The 18,992-nt window shown below is 64.9% G+C and carries 16 protein-coding genes; 10 read left to right on the top strand and 6 right to left on the bottom strand.

Annotation, left to right across the window (positions count from 1 at the left end; genetic code table 11):
- Positions 1–318 precede the first annotated feature (318 nt).
- Positions 319–786 carry a hypothetical protein gene (locus G5S35_RS15190; RefSeq protein ID WP_237181415.1) on the top strand — a complete coding sequence of 156 codons (468 nt, stop codon included), beginning with the start codon at positions 319–321 and terminating at the stop codon, positions 784–786.
- A 31-nt stretch (positions 787–817) separates the two neighbouring features.
- Here G5S35_RS15190 and G5S35_RS15195 read toward each other — a convergent pair whose 3' ends face one another.
- Positions 818–2,569 carry an IlvD/Edd family dehydratase gene (locus G5S35_RS15195; RefSeq protein WP_124260534.1) on the bottom strand — a complete coding sequence of 584 codons (1,752 nt, stop codon included), beginning with the start codon at positions 2,567–2,569 and terminating at the stop codon, positions 818–820.
- A gap of 574 nt (positions 2,570–3,143) precedes the next feature.
- On the opposite strand from G5S35_RS15195, the gene G5S35_RS15200 reads away from it, so the two are divergent.
- From G5S35_RS15200 to G5S35_RS15210, 3 genes are read left to right on the top strand one after another with little or no spacing between them, the layout of a single operon-like run.
- Positions 3,144–5,288, top strand: coding sequence for a TonB-dependent hemoglobin/transferrin/lactoferrin family receptor (locus G5S35_RS15200; RefSeq protein ID WP_231957582.1), 2,145 nt, complete (start codon positions 3,144–3,146; stop codon positions 5,286–5,288).
- Positions 5,289–5,317: 29 nt separating this feature from the next.
- Entirely contained in the window at positions 5,318–6,394 is a 1,077-nt protein-coding gene (locus tag G5S35_RS15205) for a hemin-degrading factor (protein ID WP_183039147.1), read from the top strand.
- Between the two features lie 38 nt (positions 6,395–6,432).
- The gene (locus tag G5S35_RS15210; RefSeq protein ID WP_124260535.1) at positions 6,433–6,987 is read left to right on the top strand and encodes a Fur family transcriptional regulator; all 555 of its coding nucleotides are present in this window, start codon (positions 6,433–6,435) and stop codon (positions 6,985–6,987) included.
- A gap of 64 nt (positions 6,988–7,051) precedes the next feature.
- Here the strand turns inward: G5S35_RS15210 and G5S35_RS15215 are convergent, their stop codons facing one another.
- The 4 genes from G5S35_RS15215 to G5S35_RS15230 form a co-directional block, all read right to left on the bottom strand.
- Positions 7,052–7,390, bottom strand: coding sequence for a zinc ribbon domain-containing protein YjdM (locus G5S35_RS15215; RefSeq protein ID WP_065060663.1), 339 nt, complete (start codon positions 7,388–7,390; stop codon positions 7,052–7,054).
- 109 nt (positions 7,391–7,499) lie between these two features.
- On the bottom strand, positions 7,500–8,414 hold the full coding sequence (locus tag G5S35_RS15220; RefSeq protein ID WP_065060664.1) for a glutaminase: 915 nt from the start codon (positions 8,412–8,414) through the stop codon (positions 7,500–7,502).
- A gap of 182 nt (positions 8,415–8,596) precedes the next feature.
- Positions 8,597–9,265, bottom strand: a complete 669-nt coding sequence (locus G5S35_RS15225) for a helix-turn-helix transcriptional regulator (protein WP_065060665.1) — start codon at positions 9,263–9,265, stop codon at positions 8,597–8,599.
- A 71-nt stretch (positions 9,266–9,336) separates the two neighbouring features.
- Positions 9,337–10,326 carry an ornithine cyclodeaminase family protein gene (locus tag G5S35_RS15230; RefSeq protein WP_183039148.1) on the bottom strand — a complete coding sequence of 330 codons (990 nt, stop codon included), beginning with the start codon at positions 10,324–10,326 and terminating at the stop codon, positions 9,337–9,339.
- A 196-nt stretch (positions 10,327–10,522) separates the two neighbouring features.
- On the opposite strand from G5S35_RS15230, the gene G5S35_RS15235 reads away from it, so the two are divergent.
- Together G5S35_RS15235 and G5S35_RS15240 are read left to right on the top strand one after the other, a co-directional pair.
- On the top strand, positions 10,523–11,341 hold the full coding sequence (locus tag G5S35_RS15235) for an ABC transporter substrate-binding protein (protein ID WP_176081858.1): 819 nt from the start codon (positions 10,523–10,525) through the stop codon (positions 11,339–11,341).
- A gap of 31 nt (positions 11,342–11,372) precedes the next feature.
- Complete coding sequence (locus G5S35_RS15240) at positions 11,373–12,617, top strand: NAD(P)/FAD-dependent oxidoreductase (protein ID WP_183039149.1); 1,245 nt, start codon at positions 11,373–11,375, stop codon at positions 12,615–12,617.
- A gap of 12 nt (positions 12,618–12,629) precedes the next feature.
- Here the strand turns inward: G5S35_RS15240 and G5S35_RS15245 are convergent, their stop codons facing one another.
- Positions 12,630–14,210, bottom strand: a complete 1,581-nt coding sequence (locus G5S35_RS15245; protein WP_065060668.1) for a DHA2 family efflux MFS transporter permease subunit — start codon at positions 14,208–14,210, stop codon at positions 12,630–12,632.
- A gap of 242 nt (positions 14,211–14,452) precedes the next feature.
- On the opposite strand from G5S35_RS15245, the gene G5S35_RS15250 reads away from it, so the two are divergent.
- The 4 genes from G5S35_RS15250 (at position 14,453) to G5S35_RS15265 (ending at position 18,950) form a co-directional block, all read left to right on the top strand.
- Positions 14,453–15,841, top strand: coding sequence for an amidase family protein (locus tag G5S35_RS15250; protein ID WP_202035003.1), 1,389 nt, complete (start codon positions 14,453–14,455; stop codon positions 15,839–15,841).
- An 18-nt stretch (positions 15,842–15,859) separates the two neighbouring features.
- Positions 15,860–16,744, top strand: coding sequence for a polysaccharide deacetylase family protein (locus G5S35_RS15255; protein WP_065060669.1), 885 nt, complete (start codon positions 15,860–15,862; stop codon positions 16,742–16,744).
- Between the two features lie 83 nt (positions 16,745–16,827).
- Positions 16,828–18,165: an MFS transporter gene (locus G5S35_RS15260; RefSeq protein WP_065060670.1), complete on the top strand. Its 1,338-nt coding sequence runs from the start codon at positions 16,828–16,830 to the stop codon at positions 18,163–18,165.
- A 29-nt stretch (positions 18,166–18,194) separates the two neighbouring features.
- Positions 18,195–18,950, top strand: coding sequence for an SDR family NAD(P)-dependent oxidoreductase (locus G5S35_RS15265; protein WP_074982347.1), 756 nt, complete (start codon positions 18,195–18,197; stop codon positions 18,948–18,950).
- Positions 18,951–18,992: the final 42 nt, after the last annotated feature.

Raw genomic sequence — 18,992 nt, forward strand, 5'->3', positions numbered from 1 at the left:
AGGCGTTGAATTTGCCGAATCGATTGCAAAGTGTTTAATAAGACATCTAATTTACTTATTGAATGGGTGGCGAAAAGCGCTATCCGCGCAAGGTGTGGATGGCGCGTTAGCGCTTGCGTCCTGTCGATGACTTGCCGTTTACCCTCGATAGTCCCGCTCACGCGCGTTTCCTATGTTGTGCAAGCTGGCCGTGAAACCGGCCGGCGAACCCACAACGGTCGAACAGGAACGACAATGAACGGCAGCGCAGGCGCTCGCGACAATGGCTACGGAAAGAGTGCAGTGAATGCCGCTGGCGGTTGGCCGAGTATGGCCGCGATGGTGTCCAGCGGAATCGTGGCGGGCCTCACGGGCGCGATCTGCATCTGGATTTACGAGGCGGTGGTCTGGGTTGGCGTGCAGCATCTATTGACGCTCGGCGGCATCCCCAGCAACGCCACGGGCCTCGTGTTCGGCAAGCATGTCCAGCAGAGTCTGGGCATTGGCGCTTATGTGCTCGGCACGATTATTCACTTCGCGTTCGCCGCCGCATGGGGCGTGCTGTTCGCACGCGTCTGGCCGTATTTCCAGCGTCGCGGTTACGAGGCGACGTTCATCGCGTTGTTCTACGCGATCCTTGCCTGGATTGCCATGCACGTGGCGATTTCCATCGCGTCGGACAATCACCCGAATTACTTCGATCCCAATGTCGTTATCGGCGGATTCATGTCGCATTTCTGCTTCACGGTTCCGCTCGCACTCGTGGTGAAGCGCCGATACGCCGCGCTGCGAGCATCGCAACGATAGGGCTCGGCGCTACGCCGTCATGCGCGCCTGTCTACGCGGATGGCGGTTTGTTCTGCAGGCTCGCCGCTCGCAGGAAATCGAAATCCACGCCTTCGTCGGCTTGCGTGACGCTCTGCAGAAAGAGCTTGCGGTAGCCGCGCTCGGCTGTGGGGCGCGCGATCGGCGTCTGTGCTGCACGCTGCTGTAGTTCGTCATCGGAGACGAGCAGCGTGACCTCGCGATTGCGGACGCTCAGGCGAATGCGGTCGCCGTTTCGAACATAAGCCAGCGTGCCGCCCGCAGCGGCTTCGGGCGTCACGTGAAGGACGATCGTGCCGAACGCGGTGCCGCTCATGCGGCCGTCGGAAATGCGCACCATGTCTTTCACGCCGGCCCGCGCGAGCTTGCGGGGAATCGGGAGGTAGCCCGCTTCGGGCATGCCGGGTGCGCCCAGCGGACCGATGTTCTTGAGGACGAGCACGTCGTCGGCGTTCACGTCGAGCGCTTCATCGTCGATGCGCTGCATGAGGTCTTCGACCGTCTCGAACACCACGGCGCGTCCCTCGTGCTCCATCAATCGCGCGTCGGCGGCCGACTGCTTGATGATGGCGCCGCCCGGCGCGAGATTGCCGCGCAAAACGGCCAGGCCGCCTTGCGGATAAACCGGCTGCGAAAACGCACGCACGACCGTTTGCGCGAAGCCTGGGCCGCTCGCCTCGATCTGCTCGCCGAGCGTGAGACCGCTGACCGTCATCGCATCGAGATGCAGCAGCGGCTTCAACTCGCGCAGCAGCGTGGCGACGCCGCCGGCGTGATGGAAATCTTCCATGTAGTGCTGGCCGGTCGGTTTGAGGTCGAGCAGCACGGGCGTTTCCTTGCCCATCCGGTCGAGCGTATCGAGATCGATCTTGTGACCGACTCGCCCGGCGATCGCGCTCAGATGCACGATGGCGTTGGTCGAGCCGCCGATCGCCAGCAGCACGCGCATCGCGTTGTCGAAGGCGTGAGGCGTGAGAATCCGGTCGATGCCCAGCCGCGATTTGGCGAGCTTCACGGCGGTTGTGCCGGTTTGCTCCGCCACACGGATACGATCGGCCGTGACCGCGGGCGGTGACGCACCGCCGGGAACCGTCATGCCGAGCGCTTCGGCAATACAGGCCATCGTGCTCGCGGTCCCCATGACGGAGCACGTTCCCACGCTCGCCACGAGCTGGTTGTTGACGTCGTCGATCTCGTCCTGATCGATTTCATTCGCGCGGAACCTGGCCCAGTAGCGACGGCAATCCGTACACGCGCCCACGCGTTCGCCGCGATGCGAACCCGTGAGCATCGCGCCGGTGACGAGCTGAATGGCGGGCAGACCGGCCGAGGCCGCGCCCATCAATTGCGCGGGCACCGTCTTGTCGCAACCGCCGATCAGTACGACGGCGTCCATCGGTTGTGCGCGAATCATCTCCTCGGTGTCCATCGACATCAGATTGCGCAGATACATCGACGTGGGCGACGCGAAGCTTTCGTGAATCGAAATGGTCGGAAAGTCGATCGGCAAACCGCCCGCGAGCATGACGCCGCGCTTCACGGCTTCGATCAGTTGCGGCATGTTCGCGTGGCAGGCGTTATAGCCGCTGCCGGTGTTGACGATGCCGATCACCGGACGTTCGAGCGCCTCGTCCGTGTAACCCGCTCCTTTGATGAACGCTTTGCGAAGGAACAGCGAAAACCCCTGATCGCCGTAAGAGGTCAACCCGCGCGTCATGCCCGTTGCTTCAGCGGGGTGGTGCGGGGCGTCTTTCTTGTCAGCCATGGCGTTCTCCGGAAGGTGTGGTGGCTTGTTTTGGCTATGCCGTTCGATCGCGCGACGACGTCGGTTTGCTGCCAGCGTACACCGCTTGCCGATTCGGCCACTCCGGGCGGAACGCGCGCCGGACCGCGAGGAGATCGCGCGTCTGAACGCCACGCGCGACGCCGCCTCGAAGCGCGCCAGATTAAATAGTGCCGCATCGGATTGCACCGCCGCGAGCCCGCCCGTCAAGGCTTCCCGCGACCCGACAACGCCCGATCTTCCTGACATCCACGAAACACGCCGTAATTTTACGTGCGATGTAAATGAGAATGCTTCTCATGTATATTCACCAACCTTAATGATTCTGTCGGCTTATGCGACGAAAAAGTAAGCCAATCAATAGGGGAAGATGGTGTTTCAGCGAAGAATTCTGGCGATTTTGATTCCACTGGCGCTCGCGGAACTCACGGGCGTGCAAGGGGCACAGGCCCAAACGGCCCCGTCGGCGGCTGCCGCGACTGCGGCCTCGGACGCTGCATCGAGCGGGAAAACTGCGAAGACCGCGACATCGCGCGCGGAAAGCCAGTTGAACGTCATGTCGGTGACGGCGAACCGCATCGGCAAGACGGACCCGACCAGATCGGCGGCGACGGTGTCGGTCATCACGTCCGACGACATGGAGGAGAACAACGCCAAGGACATCAAGGACGCGCTGAAATACGAGCCGGGCGTGGCCGTCAATCGCCAGGCCTATCGCCCGAGCGGCATCGGCAGCTCGACGGGCCGCGCCGGCAACGACGGCATCAACATTCGCGGCCTCGAAGGCAATCAGGTCCTGCTGCTCGAAGACGGCATTCCGCTGCCGCAATCGTTCTCCTTCGGCTCCGGCTCGGCAGGTCGCGGCGACTATCTGAACACGGACCTGTACGAACGCGTCGAAGTGTTGCGCGGCCCCGCGTCCGTGCTGTACGGCAGCGACGGCCTGACCGGCGCGGTGAACTTCGTGACGAAGGATCCCGCCGACTTGCTGAGCATCTACGGCAAGAAAACATATTTCTCCGTGCGCTCGGACTATGACTCGAGCGATCGCAGCTGGGGTGGCACTGCGACCACGGCGTTTAGCACTGCGAATGGCGCGGTGCAGGGTTTGCTGATGCTCTCGGGCCGTCATGGCCACGAACTGGACAATCACGGCAGCACCGGCGGCACGGGCGCGAATCGCGACGAAGCCGATCCGGCGACGTACAACAACCGCTCGGCATTGGCGAAACTCGTCTTCAGGCTCTCGGCGACCGACAAGCTCAAGCTGACCGCCGAAACGCTCAACAATTCCAATGAAGTCGACAGTCTGTACGAGATTGGCAATTACACCGCCAATACCACCTCGTACAACACGACCAACAACGTGACGAGCAATCGCGTGAAGCTCGAATGGGATCACGACGACGAAACGAATCGCTGGGTGCAGCACGTCAAGAGCTCGGTGTTCTACCGCAACGCGGCGACCGACCAGTCGCTGCTGATCGGCGAGACGACGACCGATGTCACGCGCTACAACCACTATGGCGAGAGCATCGTCGGTGGCAATAGCGTGGCCGAAAGTTCGTTCAAGACCGGTCCGTTCTCGCACAAGCTCGTGTACGGTTTCGACCTGAGCGTGTCGCAATACAGCACCGATTCGAACGGCAATACGGTCGATACGACCTCCGGTTATCTGGAGAATTTCCCGAAGACGCAAACGCTCAATCTGGGCGCGTACATGCAGGACAGCATCAGCTGGAACAAGCTGACCTTCGTGCCGGGCCTGCGCTTCGACTACTACCACATGACGCCCGATGCCGACAGCACCTATACGTCGGCCGCGAGCGCGTCGACGCAGCCGCTGTCCAATTCGAGCGGCAATGCGCTCTCGCCGCGCCTCGCGTTCCTGTATGAAATCAGCCCGGCGCTCGTGCCGTATGTGCAATACGCACGCGGCTTCCGCGCGCCGTCGGCCAATCAGGTCAACAGCTATTACGGCGGCGGCGTGGCGGCCTCGCTGTATCACACCTATTACGAGCAGGTCGGCAATCCGAATCTGAAGCCGGAAACCAGCAACTCGTTCGAAGCGGGTATGCGCGGCAAGCTCGCATTCGGCACGAATCGCGTGGCGTACAGCGCGTCGGCATTCTATGGCCGCTACAAGAACTTCATCGACTCGGAAGTGGTGGGCGGCAGCATTACTTCGGCGAGCGATCCGGAGAAGTTCCAGTACATCAATTTCAGCAAGGCGACCATCAAGGGCGTCGAAGCGAAATTCGACTGGTTCGCGGGCGAGTCGGTCGAGGTCAAGGGCGGCGTGGCCTATATCGACGGCAGCGAGCAGAACACCGACGGCACGAGCAGCGGGATCATGTCGGTTCCGCCGCTGGCCGCCGTGCTGGGGATCAAATACCGCGCGGACGATCGCTGGTTCGTGGGCGCCGACGTGACCTACAACTCGCGCCGCAACACCAGCGACGTGAATACGTCGAGCACGAAGTATTTCTCGACGCCGTCGTACACGATCGTCGATCTGCATGCGGGCTACAAGATCACGCAGCACGTGAGCCTGACGGCCGGCATCAACAATCTGTTCAATCGCAAGTACTGGCGCTGGAGCGACGTGCGAGACCTGTCGGGATCCTCGAGCTACGCGACGCTTAACGCCTATACGGCACCCGGACGAAACTTCAACGTCGGCATGAAGATCGACTTCTGAAACTCGTCCCTCACATACGAAGGATCGTTATGACCCAAACTAATTTTTCGGATTCCGAAGCATGTGCGCAATGGCGGGAATCTTATCTCGCGCACAAGACGGCGAACAAGCTGCGTCAGCGCGATGCCGCCGCGGCGATGCAGGTCAGTGAAGCGCAGGCGGTGGCGGCTTTTGTCGGCGTCAACGTCGTGCGTTTGAAGCCTGATTTCATGGGGTTGATCGCGCAAATGCCGCGACTGGGCGCCGTGATGACGTTGACCCGCAACGAAGCGGCCGTGCACGAAAAAGACGGCGTATTCGAAAAGGTGAGCGCGGAGGGCCATGTCGGCCTCGTGCTCGGCGCGGATATCGATCTGCGTGTTTTTCATCGGCGCTGGGCCTTTGCGTTCGCGGTTCGCGAAGCGTCGGCCAATGGCGAGATGAAAAGCTTCCAGTTCTACGATGCGCAAGGCGAAGCCGTATTCAAGGTGTTTTTGCGCGCCCATAGCGATCACGCGGCATTCGACGCGATCGTGGCGGAATGGACCGACGCCGGGCAGTCGGCGGTGCTCGCCTTGCAGCCCGCGGAACCCGCACCGTCGCCGCGCGCCGATGAAGCCATCGATCGCGCCGGATTCCACGCCGCGTGGGCCGAGATGAAAGACACGCACGAGTTTTTCCCGTTGCTGCGCAAGTTCGGCCTGACGCGCACGCAGGCGCTGCGGCTCGCCGAACCGCGCTACGTGACGCGACTCGCCGATGACGTGATCGAGACGCTGCTGGTCGAGGCCGCGCGCGAGCAGGTGCCCATCATGGTGTTCGTGGGCAACGCCGGCATGATCCAGATTCATACCGGGCCCGTGACGAACATCTGCACCATGGGCGAGTGGGTCAACGTGCTCGACGAACGTTTCAATCTGCATTTGCGCAACGATCTCGTTGCGAGCGCGTGGCTCGTGCGCAAGCCGACCGACGACGGCATCGTGACGTCAGTGGAACTGTTCGACGCGCAAGGCGAGAACATCGCCATGCTGTTTGGCGCGCGCAAACCGGGCGCGCCTGAATTGGCGGCGTGGCGTGAACTGGCCGGCGCGTTGCAATCGCATGCGCAATTGAGCGCGGCCTGAGGCGGCAACGTCTCGTTGCACGCCGACGTGCTGACACCTTGAAACTTTCCGGCCACGGGCCGGAGTTAGGGAAACCGGGGAGGGCGTGCCGTTGCGGATGCCGCTTTCCCGGTATTGACACTATGGGAAAAATTGAGCCGGTTGGTTCGAAGTACTTTGCTCACCGTGATTCCGTCGTCAAGTACATGAACGAGATGGGCGTTCGTGTCACGCCGACGCGAATTGGCGTTCTGACAACGATGTTTGAAATCGAGCGCGGCGTGAAAGCCGACGAGATTTATAAATTCGCGCTCAGAAAGAAAATCGGCTTGAGCAAGGCGTCGATTTATCGCGCGCTCGTCGATTTCGAAAGCGCAGGTATCGTGTCGAGACAATGGGCGGCCGGCAATACCGGCGCGCGAGCGACGTTCTTCCTTCAATGCCCGTACGAAGCCGAAAAGATGCACTCGATTTCGTGCAGGAAATGCGGGCGGCGCGTGCGTTTCAAGAATCCGGGTTTTCTCGACGCGGTGAAAGCGGCGTCGCAGGTCGATATGTTTGGCTCGCTGGAGCAGACCGTCAACATTCTGATTGTCTGCGGGACGTGCGAGTGAAGGGCGGCGCGAATTAAAGCGAGTGGCGAATCCGGCTATTCGCCGCCCTTTAACGCTCGAAGCCTCAAGCCTTTCTGACAAACTCCGTCTTCAGGCTCATCGCACCGAAACCGTCGATCTTGCAATCGATATCGTGATCGCTATCCACGAGGCGGATATTCTTGACCTTGGTGCCCATCTTGATCACGCCGCCCGAGCCTTTGAGCTTCAGGTCCTTGATGACCGTGACGGTATCGCCGTCCTGCAGCACATTGCCCGCCGAATCGCGATAAACCTTCGCGGTTTCCGCGGGCGCGCCCGCTTCTCCCGACCATTCATGCGCGCATTCGGGGCAGATGAACATGCCCGCGTCTTCGTAGGTGAACGCGGAACTGCATTTCGGGCAGGGCGGCAAAGTGCTCATGGGGAATCCTTGGTGCGTGGGCTGACAACGGCAGCGGACAACGGAAGCAGACAACGAAAGCGCGCAAGTATAGCGCGCTCGCCAACGCGCTCCGTCCGAAGCGGACGTCTTAAAAAATCGAGCGGCCGATGCGCGTCGTCAGCCATTCGAGCGCGAGGGAGCCGACCGCCGAGTTGCCCGTCGCGTCGAGTCCCGGCGACCACACGCAGACGGCGAATTCGCCCGGCAGCACCGCGACGATGCCGCCGCCCACGCCGCTTTTCGCGGGCAGGCCCACGCGGTAGACGAAATCGCCGGCGGCGTCGTACGTGCCGCAGGTCAGCATCAGCGCCGAAAGCCGCTTGGCCGAACTCGCGTCGAGCACGCTTTCGCTGCTCGCGGGCGACACGCCGCCGTTGGCGAGAAAGAGCGCCGCGCGCGCGAGTTCCACGCAGCTCATCTCGATCGCGCATTGCCGGCAATACGCGTCGATGACCGTATCGGCGGGCATTTCCAGGTTGCCGAAACTGGCGATGAAATGCGCCATCGCGCGATTGCGTTCGGCGTGCGCGAGTTCGGATTGCGCGACGCGCAAATCGTAGCCGATGCCCGCTTCGCCCGAGAGTCGCCGTACGAAATCGACGAGCGCCGTTTCGGCCTGCACGAAGCGGCGGCAGAGCACGTCGGTGACCACGAGCGCGCCCGCGTTGATGAACGGATTGCGCGGCTTGCCCGCTTCGAATTCCAGCTGCACGAGCGAGTTGAACGCGGTGCCCGACGGCTCGCGGCCCACGCGTTCCCAGAGCGCGTCGCCGAGCAGCTGAAACGCCAGCGTGCAGGCGAACAGCTTCGAAATGCTCTGGATGGAGAAGCGCACGTCGGCGTCGCCGGTGCGATAAACCTGGCCGTCGACGGTGACGATCGCCATGCCGAAGTGATCGGCGCGGACCTTGGCGAGTTCGGGGATGTAATCGGCGACGCGGCCCGAGCCGAGATGCGGTTGCAGGTCGCGGCGGATCGCGTCGAGGATGGGCGTGTAGTTCATGGACATCGCGGGCAAGGGCGAGGAGCAGGGAGCGAAGGGCGGCGCGGTGGCCGCCGCCATCCCGGCGATTGTAGCGGCTCCGGCGGGGTTGGCCGCTTCGTTCTTGCGTGGCGCGCGCTTGCCCGAATTCGCCCGGCTTGGCCGGCTTGCGCCGATTCGCGCGAAACGATGCGCCTGCGGCTTTACGCCGCGTCGGCCTTCATCTCGCGCAGATGCTTGTAGACGGTCGCGCGCCCCATGCCCAGCACCTTGGCCACGTAATTCGCCGAACTCTTGCCCTTGAACGCGCCCTCGGCATGCAGCGCCTCGACCAGTTCGCGCCGATGCTCGCGCGTGAGCGAGTTGAGCGCCACCTGACGCTCGCGCAGCCAGCCGTGCAGGAAGGTGTTGATGCGCTCCTGCCAGTCGTCCTTGAACAGCTCCTCGGGTTGCGCGATCACGCCCGCGCCGCGCAGGAACAGATCGAGCGTCGCCTGCATGTCCTCGAACGCCGCGATGTTGAGGTTGATGCACATGACGCCCGCCGCGCGGCCGTCGTCGTCGAACAGCGCGGTGCTCACGCAGCGCATGCGCCGGCCGTCCCAGTTCACCTTCTCGTACGGCCCGAGCAGCTTGTTGCGGGTGGTTTCCTCGATGTCCTCGAGCGCGGAATCGTCGCCGATCTCGCGCTTCGAGAGATTGTTCGACAGATACGCCACGGTCTGGTCCGCGAGGTCGTGGATCACGACTTCGGCGAACGGAAAGAACAGCGTCGTGATGCTGTCCGCGACGTGCGCGTAGCGCTCGAGCAGACGCGCGCGCGTGTCCGGAAGGCGGGGCGCGGCGGTTTTCGCGGGTGCTTTTTTCGGCATCGGAGCGGACCTGTGGGCGACGTATGGGTGGCGCGGTGTGGCGCGATTGCGGAGGACGTCGATGATACTGCTTATCGCGCCGCGCGCAGATGCGCGTAGAGCGCGTACGCCACGGCGATGTCTTCGAGGCCGAGGCCGATCGAGCGGAAAAACGCGTGGCGCGCGTAGGTCGGGCGCGGACAGGCGTCGTTGGCGAGATCGGCGAGATCGCCCACGATCGCGTCCGGCGACCAGCCGTGCTCGCGCGCGGCGATCGTCATTTCGCCCGCGCTGTGCGGCGTGGTGCGGCGATAGTCGCAAAAGACGTCGAGCGTGGGCAGCGCGGCCGGATCGATTTCGTGCGCCTGCGCGACGTTCGTGCTGATCGAGGTGATGAGCGCGGGTTTCGTCAGCGTGTCGAGCGCGAGCACCGGCTTGCCCGACGAGGTGCAGAGCATGATCACGTCGGCGTCGGCGACGCAGGCTTGCGCCGAGCTTTCGACGCTCACGCGCGCGTCGGTCGCGCGCACCTGCTCGGCGCGCGCGGCGTCGCCCGCGAGCGATGGCGAAAACACGCGGATGATCTCCCACGCGCGCAGCGGCGCGGCGTGGCGGATATGCGCGAGCGCCACTGCGCCCGCGCCGATCACGGCGAGCCGGCGCGCCTCGCGCGGCGCGAGCTGGTCGACGGCGAGCGCCGTGGTGCCCGCCGTGCGCTCGGTCGTCAGCAAACCGGCGTCGCACCACATGAGCGGCTGGCCGGTCTGCATCGACATCAGCGCGGTCCAGGCCGTGATGATGGGCGCGTTGCCGCTCGTGCCCGCGATGTACGGCGAGAGCTTCGCGCCGAACACGCCCGCTTCGGCGAGCACGCCCAGATAGGTGATGAAGTCGCCGGCCTGCTGCGGAAACAGCGCGAGCGTCTGCGGCGGCTGCACGGCTTCGCCGCGTCCGAGCGAGGCGAACAGGCGCGCAAGCACGCCGCGCACGTCGAGGTGCGGCAGCGCGGCGCGCACCGTGGCGGCGTCGGCGATAAAGGGCGCGGCGGCGTGGGAAAGCGGCGAATTTGTCGTACCGGACATGCTGGATTCCTTCGAAATCTCGCGGCGGCGCGAGGATGTGGGGACGGGAAGGTGGTGGGAAAGTCGAGGTGGACTTTTTTGTCCATTCTAGACTTTATTTTGATTTTTCGTCTATATTCGTTCTGCGGACGCGCCGTGTGCGAGGCACCCTGCGCAGCGGCGCGCCGCCCGACCCATGAGACCAAGGATGACGACGATGAACACGAAGACGATTCGCTGCGCGCGCGCGGCGGGACTGGCCGGCCTGCTCGCCGCGGCGCTCGGCACGACCGCGCTGACCTCGGGCGTCGCGCACGCGCAGGATCCGCAGACGCTGCGTTTCGGCGTGGAGGCGTCGTATCCGCCGTTCGAGAGCAAGGCGCCGTCGGGCCAGTTGCAGGGCTTCGACATCGACATCGGCAATGCCGTGTGCCAGCGCATGCAGGTGAAGTGCGTGTGGGTCGAGAACAGCTTCGACGGCCTGATCGCGGCGCTGGAGGCGCGCAAGTTCGACGTCATCAATTCGGCGATGAACATCACGGACAAGCGTCGTCAGCAGATCGACTTCACGCCGGCCGTCTACGTTATGCCGATCCAGATGGTCGCGAAGCGCGGCTCCGGTTTGCAGCCCACGCCCGCGAGCCTCAAAGGCAAGCAGATCGGCGTGCTGCAAGGCTCGACGCAGGAAGATTACGTGCGCAAGCACTGGGCGGCGCAGGGCGTGTCGATCGTCACGTACGAGAATCAGGACCAGATTTTCGCGGATCTCGCGGCGGGCCGTCTGGACGGCGCGGTCCAGGAAGTGCAGACTGCCACCGACGGTTTCCTCTCGAAGCCGCAAGGCAAGGACTACGATTTCGCGGGCGCGCCGCTCAAGGACCCGGCCACGCTGGGCGAGGGCACGGGCTTCGGTCTGCGCAAGAACGACGCGGCGCTCAAGGCCAAAGTGGTGGCGGCGCTCGATTCGCTGCGCAAGGACGGCACGCTCACGAAGCTGTCGATGAAGTATTTTGGCCGCGACATCGTCGCGAAGTAATTTTGAACGATACGGAGTCCAGAGGAATCGCATGAGCAAGAGCGCGATCGTGCTCGGCGCGGGCATCGTCGGCGTGAGCGTGGCGCTGCATTTGCAGCAGCGCGGCGTGCGCGTGGCGCTGGTCGACCGGCGCGCGCCCGGCGAGGAAACGAGCCACGGCAACGCGGGGCTGATCGAGGCGTCGTCGGTGGTGCCGTATGGTTTTCCGCGCGACTGGCGCACGCTGCTGCGTCTCGTGCGCAACGACTCGACGGTGCTGCGCTACGACCTGCGCTCGATGCCCGCTTACGCGCGCTGGCTCGCGACCTTCTGGCGCGAGTCGTCGCCGGCGCGGCTGGCGGGCGCGGCGCGCGACATGCTGCCGCTGATCGAGCGCAGCGTCGCGGAGCACGAGGCCTTCGTCGCGCGCACCGATCTGCGCGCGCTCGTGCGCCCGATCGGCTGGCTCGAGGCGTATCGCTCGGCCGAGGCGTTCGAGCGCGAACGCGCGGCGGCGCAGCATGTGGCGGCCGATCATCATCTGCGTATCGAGACGTTCGACGCCGCCGGTTTGCGTGCGGCGGAGCCGTCGCTGGCGGCGGGTTATGCGGGCGCGATTCACTGGATCGATCCGGCCAGCGTCGCCGATCCGGGCGCGCTGGTGAAGGGCTACGCCGCGCTGTTCGAGCGCGAGGGCGGCGCGATCGTGAAGGGCGATGCGCGCACGTTGCGCGCGCAGGGCGGCGGCTGGTCCGTGCAGACCGACGACGGTCCGCTCGACGCGCAACTCGCCGTGGTGGCGATGGGGCCGTGGTCCGATACGGTGACCGCGCCGCTTGGTTATCGCGTGCCGCTGATGGCCAAGCGCGGCTATCACATGCACTACGCGAGCGCGGCGCGCGCGCCGCTCACGCGGCCCGTGGTCGATATCGAAGGCGGTTATGTGGTCGCGCCGATGCGGCGCGGCCTGCGTCTCACGACCGGCGTCGAACTCGCCACGCGCGAGCGGCCGCCGAACTACGCGCAACTCGACGACGCGGAACGCAACGCGCGTCCCGTGTTCGGGCTGGGGCAACGTCTGGACGATACGCCGTGGATGGGCATGCGTCCGTGCACGCCCGACATGCGTCCGCTGCTCGGTCCCGCGCCGCGTCACACGGGTCTGTGGTTCGCGTTCGGCCATAACCATCATGGCCTGACGCTCGGGCCGGTGTCGGGGCGCCTGCTCGCGGAACAGATAATGGGCGAGACGCCGTTTACGGATCCCGCGCCGTATTCGCCGGCGCGGTTTGGGTAATCGCGGCAGTGATTAGTGCGCGCCGGCCGCGCCGCCTCCACCGCCGCCTTTCGTCGATTTCGTGATCCAGATAAGCGGAATGATCGCGAGAAAAATAATCGCCGAGATATAGAAAATATCGTTCAGCCCCATCATCGCAGCCTGGGTCGTCAACTGAAAATCGAATAGCGCGCGCGCCGACGGCTCGCTCAGATGCAGCACCTGCTGCGTCTGCTCGATCGATTGCCGGAACAGCGGATTGTCGATGCTCGCCTGCTCGGTGAGCCGTTCGTGATGCAGGATCGTACGGTTATTCCACGCGTTCGTCGAAATCGACGTGCCCACCGCGCCGCAAAACACGCGCACGAAATTCGACAGACCCGCCGCCGCCGGAATGCGTTGCGGCGGCTGCCCCGCGAGAATGATCGCCGTGAGCGGCACGAAGAACAGCGCCATCGGCACGCCTTGCAGCAGCGTCGGCAACACGAGGTGGAACGTGTCGATCTCGACTACGTAACGCGAGCGCATGAAAAACACCACCGCGAACAGCACGAACGCCGAAGTCGCGATCACGCGCGCATCCGAGCGCGGCAAGATGCGGCCCACGACGGGCGAGAGCAACATCGCGAATATGCCGAGCGGCGCGGTCACGAGGCCCGCGTCGACGGAACGGTAATTCAGATACTCCTGCATCCATTGCGGCAAGAGCACGAGATTGCCGAAAAACACGCCGTACGCCACTGAAATCGCCACGGTGCCGCCGAGGAAATTACGTTGTCCGAACAATCGTAAATCGACGATCGGATGTTCCTCGGTCAATTCCCAGACGAGAAAGAACGCAAAGCTGATCAGCGCGACGATCCCCAGCCCGACGATCACGGGCGAGGAAAACCAGTCGAGATCCTTGCCCTTGTCGAGCAGGATCTGCAGCGAGGCGACCCACGCGATCAACAGGCCGAGACCCACTATGTCGATGGGCGGCTTGCGCGTGGCCGACTCGCGCTGCCGGTAGATCGACCACGTGATCGAGGCGGCGAACAGGCCGACCGGAATGTTGATGTAGAAGATCCACGACCAGTTGTAGCTGTCGGTGATCCAGCCGCCGAGCGCGGGGCCCGCGATCGGGCCGACCGTGGTCGTCATCGCCCAGAAGGCGAGCGCGGTGGCGGATTTGTCGCGTGGCCATGAACCGAGCAGGATGGCCTGCGAGAGCGGAATCAGCGGACCGGCCACGGCGCCTTGCAGCACGCGCGCGACGAGCAGGAAGGGCAGCGTCGGCGCAATGCCGCAGAGCCACGAGGCAAGCACGAACGACAGAATCGACGCGACGAACAGGCGGATCTGGCCGAAGCGCTGCGTGAGCCAGCCGGTCAGAGGGATCGAGACCGCGTTGGCCGCCGCGAACACGGTGATGACCCACGTGCCTTCGTCGACGGACACGCCGAGGTCGCCGGAGATCGTCGGAATGGCGACGTTGGCGATCGAGGTGTCGAGCACGTTCATGAACGTGGCCAGCGCGACCGCGACGGTCGCGAGGATCAGCTTGCCGCCCTCTAGCGGCGGCGGGGGCGCGGGCGGCGCGCCCGGCGTGGTTGAGGCGGCAGGCTGGTTCAAGCGTCTTCTCCGCGGATTCGGTTACGACTGGCTTTCGGCGTGCCGGCGTCTGACAGGCCGGATGACGCGCAAGGATAACCGCAATCGCAATACCCATGCCGCGCAGGGACTTTGGGCGCCTCTGCATTCCTGGACAAAAACACGCCGATACCCCGGTAAAACCCTGGTAGGCCGTTTTTTTGTTCACCTGCATCGTAAACGTATGTTGTCAACGACATACATTTATCGAAAGAGGAAACACAGTGACGGAGCAGGATCGCCCGGCGGCGGGCAGTACTTCGAACATCACGGCGCGCGCCATCGCGGCGGCGTACAAGGCGGGCGCGACCGATCCCGTCGAGGTCGCGAGCGAGGCGCTCGCGCGTGCGTCGCGTGCGGGCGCGGCGTTCATCAGCGTCGATGAAGCGGGCGCGCTCGGTGCGGCGCGGGCCTCGGCGGCGCGCTGGCGCGCGGGTGCGCCACTGTCGGCGTTCGACGGCGTGCCGCTTGCCTGGAAGGATCTGTTCGACGTCGCGGGCAGCGTGACCACGGCGGGCGCGCAGATTTACCGCGAGCGCGCCGCCGCGACCGTGGATGCGCCGCTCGTGGCCGCGGCCCGGCGCGGCGGCGCGATCGCTATCGGCAAGACCAATCTCAGCGAGCTTGCGTACTCGGGGCTCGGCCTCAATCCGCATTTCGGCACGCCGGTGAATCCCGCGCTCGACGGCGCGCAAGGCGCGCGCGCGCCCGGCGGGTCGTCGTCCGGTTCGGCGGTCGCGGTCGCCACGGGCGTCGTGCCGCTCGCGATGGGCACCGACACGGCGGGCTCGATCCGCGTGCCCGCCGCCTTCAACGGCCTGACCGGCTATCGCGCCAGCACCGCGCGCTATCCGGGCGAGGGCGTGACCGGGCTGTCGCAGACCTGCGATACGTCCGGCCCGCTCGCGCACGACGTGACCGACTGCATCGACTTCGACGCGCTGTTGCGCGGCGCCGCGCGCGTCGCGCCGCTGCCGGATGTGCGCGGCCAGCGCTTCATTTACGACGAGCGCAGCCTCGCGCGCTTCGGCGTGAGCGACGCCGTCGCGCGCAATCTCGACACCTTCGTGGCCCGCCTCGCGCGCGCCGGCGCGACGATCGACACGCGCACGCCCGCGAGTTTTCTCGCGGCCTGCGGCGTGATTCGCGAGCTGGGCTGGATCGGTTCGCTCGAAGCGTTCGCGCGTTACCGCTCGCTGCTCGATTCGCCCGACGCGGCGCGCCTTGACGCGCGCGTGCGCACGCGGCTCGAAGCGAGCCGCAACGTGAGCGCCACGCGGCTGGCCGAACTGCACGCGCGCCGCGCGGACCTGCTGGCCGCGTTCGCGCAGGAACTCGGCGACGCCACGCTTGTGCTGCCCACGGTGCCGCACGTCGCGCCCGCGCTTGCGCCGCTCGAACGCGACGCCGATCTGTTCGCGCGCGTGAATCTCGCGACGCTCGCGCTCACCATGCCCGGCAGTTTTCTCGATACGCCCGCCGTCGCGCTGCCCAGCGGCCGCGACGACGCGGGGCTGCCCACCGGCGCGCAACTGTTGCGCGCGCAAAACGACGACGACCGTCTGCTTGCCGTGGCCGAAGCCGCGCAGGCGGTTTTTTCCTCGCAGCACTGAAAACAAGGAGCATTCGATATGGCAAAGGAAATCCTGATCGCATTCGGCATCGACGTGGACGCGGTCGCGGGCTGGCTCGGCTCGTACGGCGGCGAGGACTCACCCGACGACATCTCGCGCGGCCTGTTCGCGGGCGAAGTCGGCTCGATGCGCCTGCTCAAGCTGTTCGAGCGCGAAGGCATCAAGACGACGTGGTTCATCCCCGGCCACTCGATCGAAACGTTTCCCGAACAGATGAAAGCGGTCGCGGACGCAGGCCACGAAATCGGCATTCACGGCTACAGCCACGAAAACCCGATCGCGATGACGCCCGAACAGGAAGAGGCCGTGCTCGACCGCAGCATCGAACTCGTCACGCAACTCTCGGGCCGCCGTCCGACCGGCTACGTCGCGCCGTGGTGGGAATTCAGCCCGGTGTCGAACGCGCTGCTCGTGAAAAAAGGCATCAAGTACGACCACAGCCTGATGCACAACGACTTCCATCCGTATTACGTGCGCGTGGGCGATACGTGGACGAAGATCGATTACAGCAAGCATCCCGATACGTGGATGAAACCGCTCGTGCGCGGCGAGGAAACCGATCTCGTCGAAGTGCCCGCGAACTGGTATCTCGACGATCTGCCGCCGATGATGTTCATCAAAAAGTCGCCGAACAGCCACGGCTTCGTGAATCCGCGCGACATCGAGCAGATGTGGCGCGACCAGTTCGACTGGGTGTATCGCGAGCACGATTACGCGGTGTTTCCGATCACGATCCATCCGGACGTGTCGGGCCGCCCGCAGGTGCTGCTGATGCTCGAACGCCTGATCGCGCATTTCAAGTCGCACGAAGGCGTGCGCTTTTGCACCTGCGATGAAATCGCCGACGATTTCCTGAAGCGCAATCCGCGCAATAAGGGCTGATTGTTTCGACCCGCGCGCGGCATGCGTCGCGCGCTTATACAACCATAACCTCCATGCCACACCTATCTGAAGGAGTGCGAACGATGCAAGAGAATCCGCTATCCGCCTCGGGCTTCAAACTCGAGAAGATCCTGCCGGGCGACGTGAAGCGGGCGACCGTCGTCGCGTTCTTCGCGTGGGTTTTCGCCGTCTACGATTTCATTCTGTTCGGCACGCTGTTGCCCGAGATCGGCCGTCATTACAACTGGGATGCCGCCGCGCAGGCCGAAATCGCGACGCTCGTGGCCGTCGGCACCGCCGTGATCGCGTTCGCGATCGGTCCGGTGCTCGACCGTCTCGGCCGTCGCGCGGGCCTGTTGTGGACCGTCGCGGGCGCGGCCGTGTGCTCGGGCCTGACCGTCGTGGGCGGCGCGATGGGGCAGGTGCCGCTGGTGCTGATCCGTTCGCTTTCGGGCCTCGGTTATGCCGAGGAAACCGTCAACGCGACCTATCTGAACGAACTCTACGCGGCGGCCAACGACCCGAAGCTCAACAAGCGCAAGGGCTTCATTTACAGCCTCGTGCAGGGCGGCTGGCCGATCGGGGCGCTGCTCGCTTCGGCGCTCACGGCGCTGCTGCTGCCGCGCATCGGCTGGCAAGGCTGCTTTATTTTCGCGACGTTTCCCGCGATCGTCATTTTCTTCATGACGCGCCGCCTCAAGGAAAGCCCGCAATTCCTGCTGCACAAGCAGATTCGCGTGCTGCGCGAAACCGGTCGTGACGGCGAGGCGCGCACCCTCGCGGGCGAACATCGCGTCGATTACGAGGAGCACAGCCGCGCGGGCATCGCGCAGGCGTTTCGCGGCAGCGCGCTGCGCGCCACGCTGGTGCTGGGCGGCGGCATTCTGCTGAACTGGTCGGCGATCCAGGTGTTCAGCGTGCTCGGCACCACGGTGCTCACGCGCGTGCACAACGTCTCGTTCGAAAGCTCGCTGCTGATTCTCGTGCTCTCTAATGTGATCGGTTATTGCGGTTATCTCACGCACGGCTGGATTGGCGATCGCATCGGCCGCCGCAATACGCTCGCCATCGGCTGGATGCTCGGCGGTCTCGCTTTCGCGGCCATGCTGCTGGGACCGAGCAGCACGGGCATGGTCGTCGCGCTCTACAGCCTCGGCCTGTTCTTTCTGATCGGTCCGTATTCGGCGGCGCTGTTTTTCATCGGCGAAAGCTATCCGACGGCGATTCGCGGCACGGGCAGCTCGATCGTGCACGCGATGGGTCCGATCGGCGCGATTCTCGCGGGCATCGGCGTGACCACGCTGCTCAATCAAGGCAGCGACTGGCTGCATGCCGCGCTCTGGTTCGGCGCGCTGCCGTGCTTTCTTTCCGGCCTGCTCGTGCTGTTCGCGAAGCACGTGACGCCGGACGGCGTGCAGTGACGCCCACCCTCATTCAAGGAGAGTCAAACGTGAAAGTTGCACTCGTTACCGGCGCCGCGAGCGGCATTGGCCAGGCGCTCGCCGTCGCTTACGCACAGGCCGGCGTGGCCGTCGTCGGCGGCTATTTTCCGGGCGATCCGCACGACCCGCAGGCCACGGCGCACGCGGTCGAAGCCGTGGGCGGACAGTGCCTGATGCAGCCGGTGAATGTGACCTCGGCGGAGGAGGTCGAGGCGTTCGCGCAAGTCGCGCTCGGGCGTTTCGGCCGCCTCGATTACGCGGTCGCCAACGCGGGCCTGCTGCGCGCCGCGCCGCTCACCGAGATGCGCGACGAGCAATGGCACGAGATGCTCGACGTCGATCTCACGGGCGTGATGCGCACATTCCGCGCGGCCGCGCGTCATATGGCCGACGGCGGCGCGATGGTCGCGGTGTCGTCGATTGCGGGCGGCGTGTACGGCTGGGAAAACCACGTGCATTACGCGGCGGCTAAGGCGGGCGTGCCCGGTTTGTGCCGCGCCGTCGCGATGGAACTCGCGCCGCGCAACATCCGCTGCAACGCCGTGATTCCGGGGCTGATCGAGACGCCGCAATCGCTCGACGCGGTCAATTCGCTCGGACCGCAAGGTCTGCGCGAAGCCGCCGCCGGCATTCCGCTCAAGCGCGTGGGACGGCCCGACGAGATCGCGCGCCTCATTCGCTTCCTGACCAGCGACGACGCCTCGTACATCACGGGCCAGGCGATCGTCGCGGACGGCGGCCTCACGGTGCGCTGGCCGGGCTGACGCGCGTCGCGTCATTCGCGATACACGTGCAAACACGCACAC

The organism is Paraburkholderia tropica, from assembly GCF_014171495.1.
GTDB lineage: Bacteria > Pseudomonadota > Gammaproteobacteria > Burkholderiales > Burkholderiaceae > Paraburkholderia > Paraburkholderia tropica.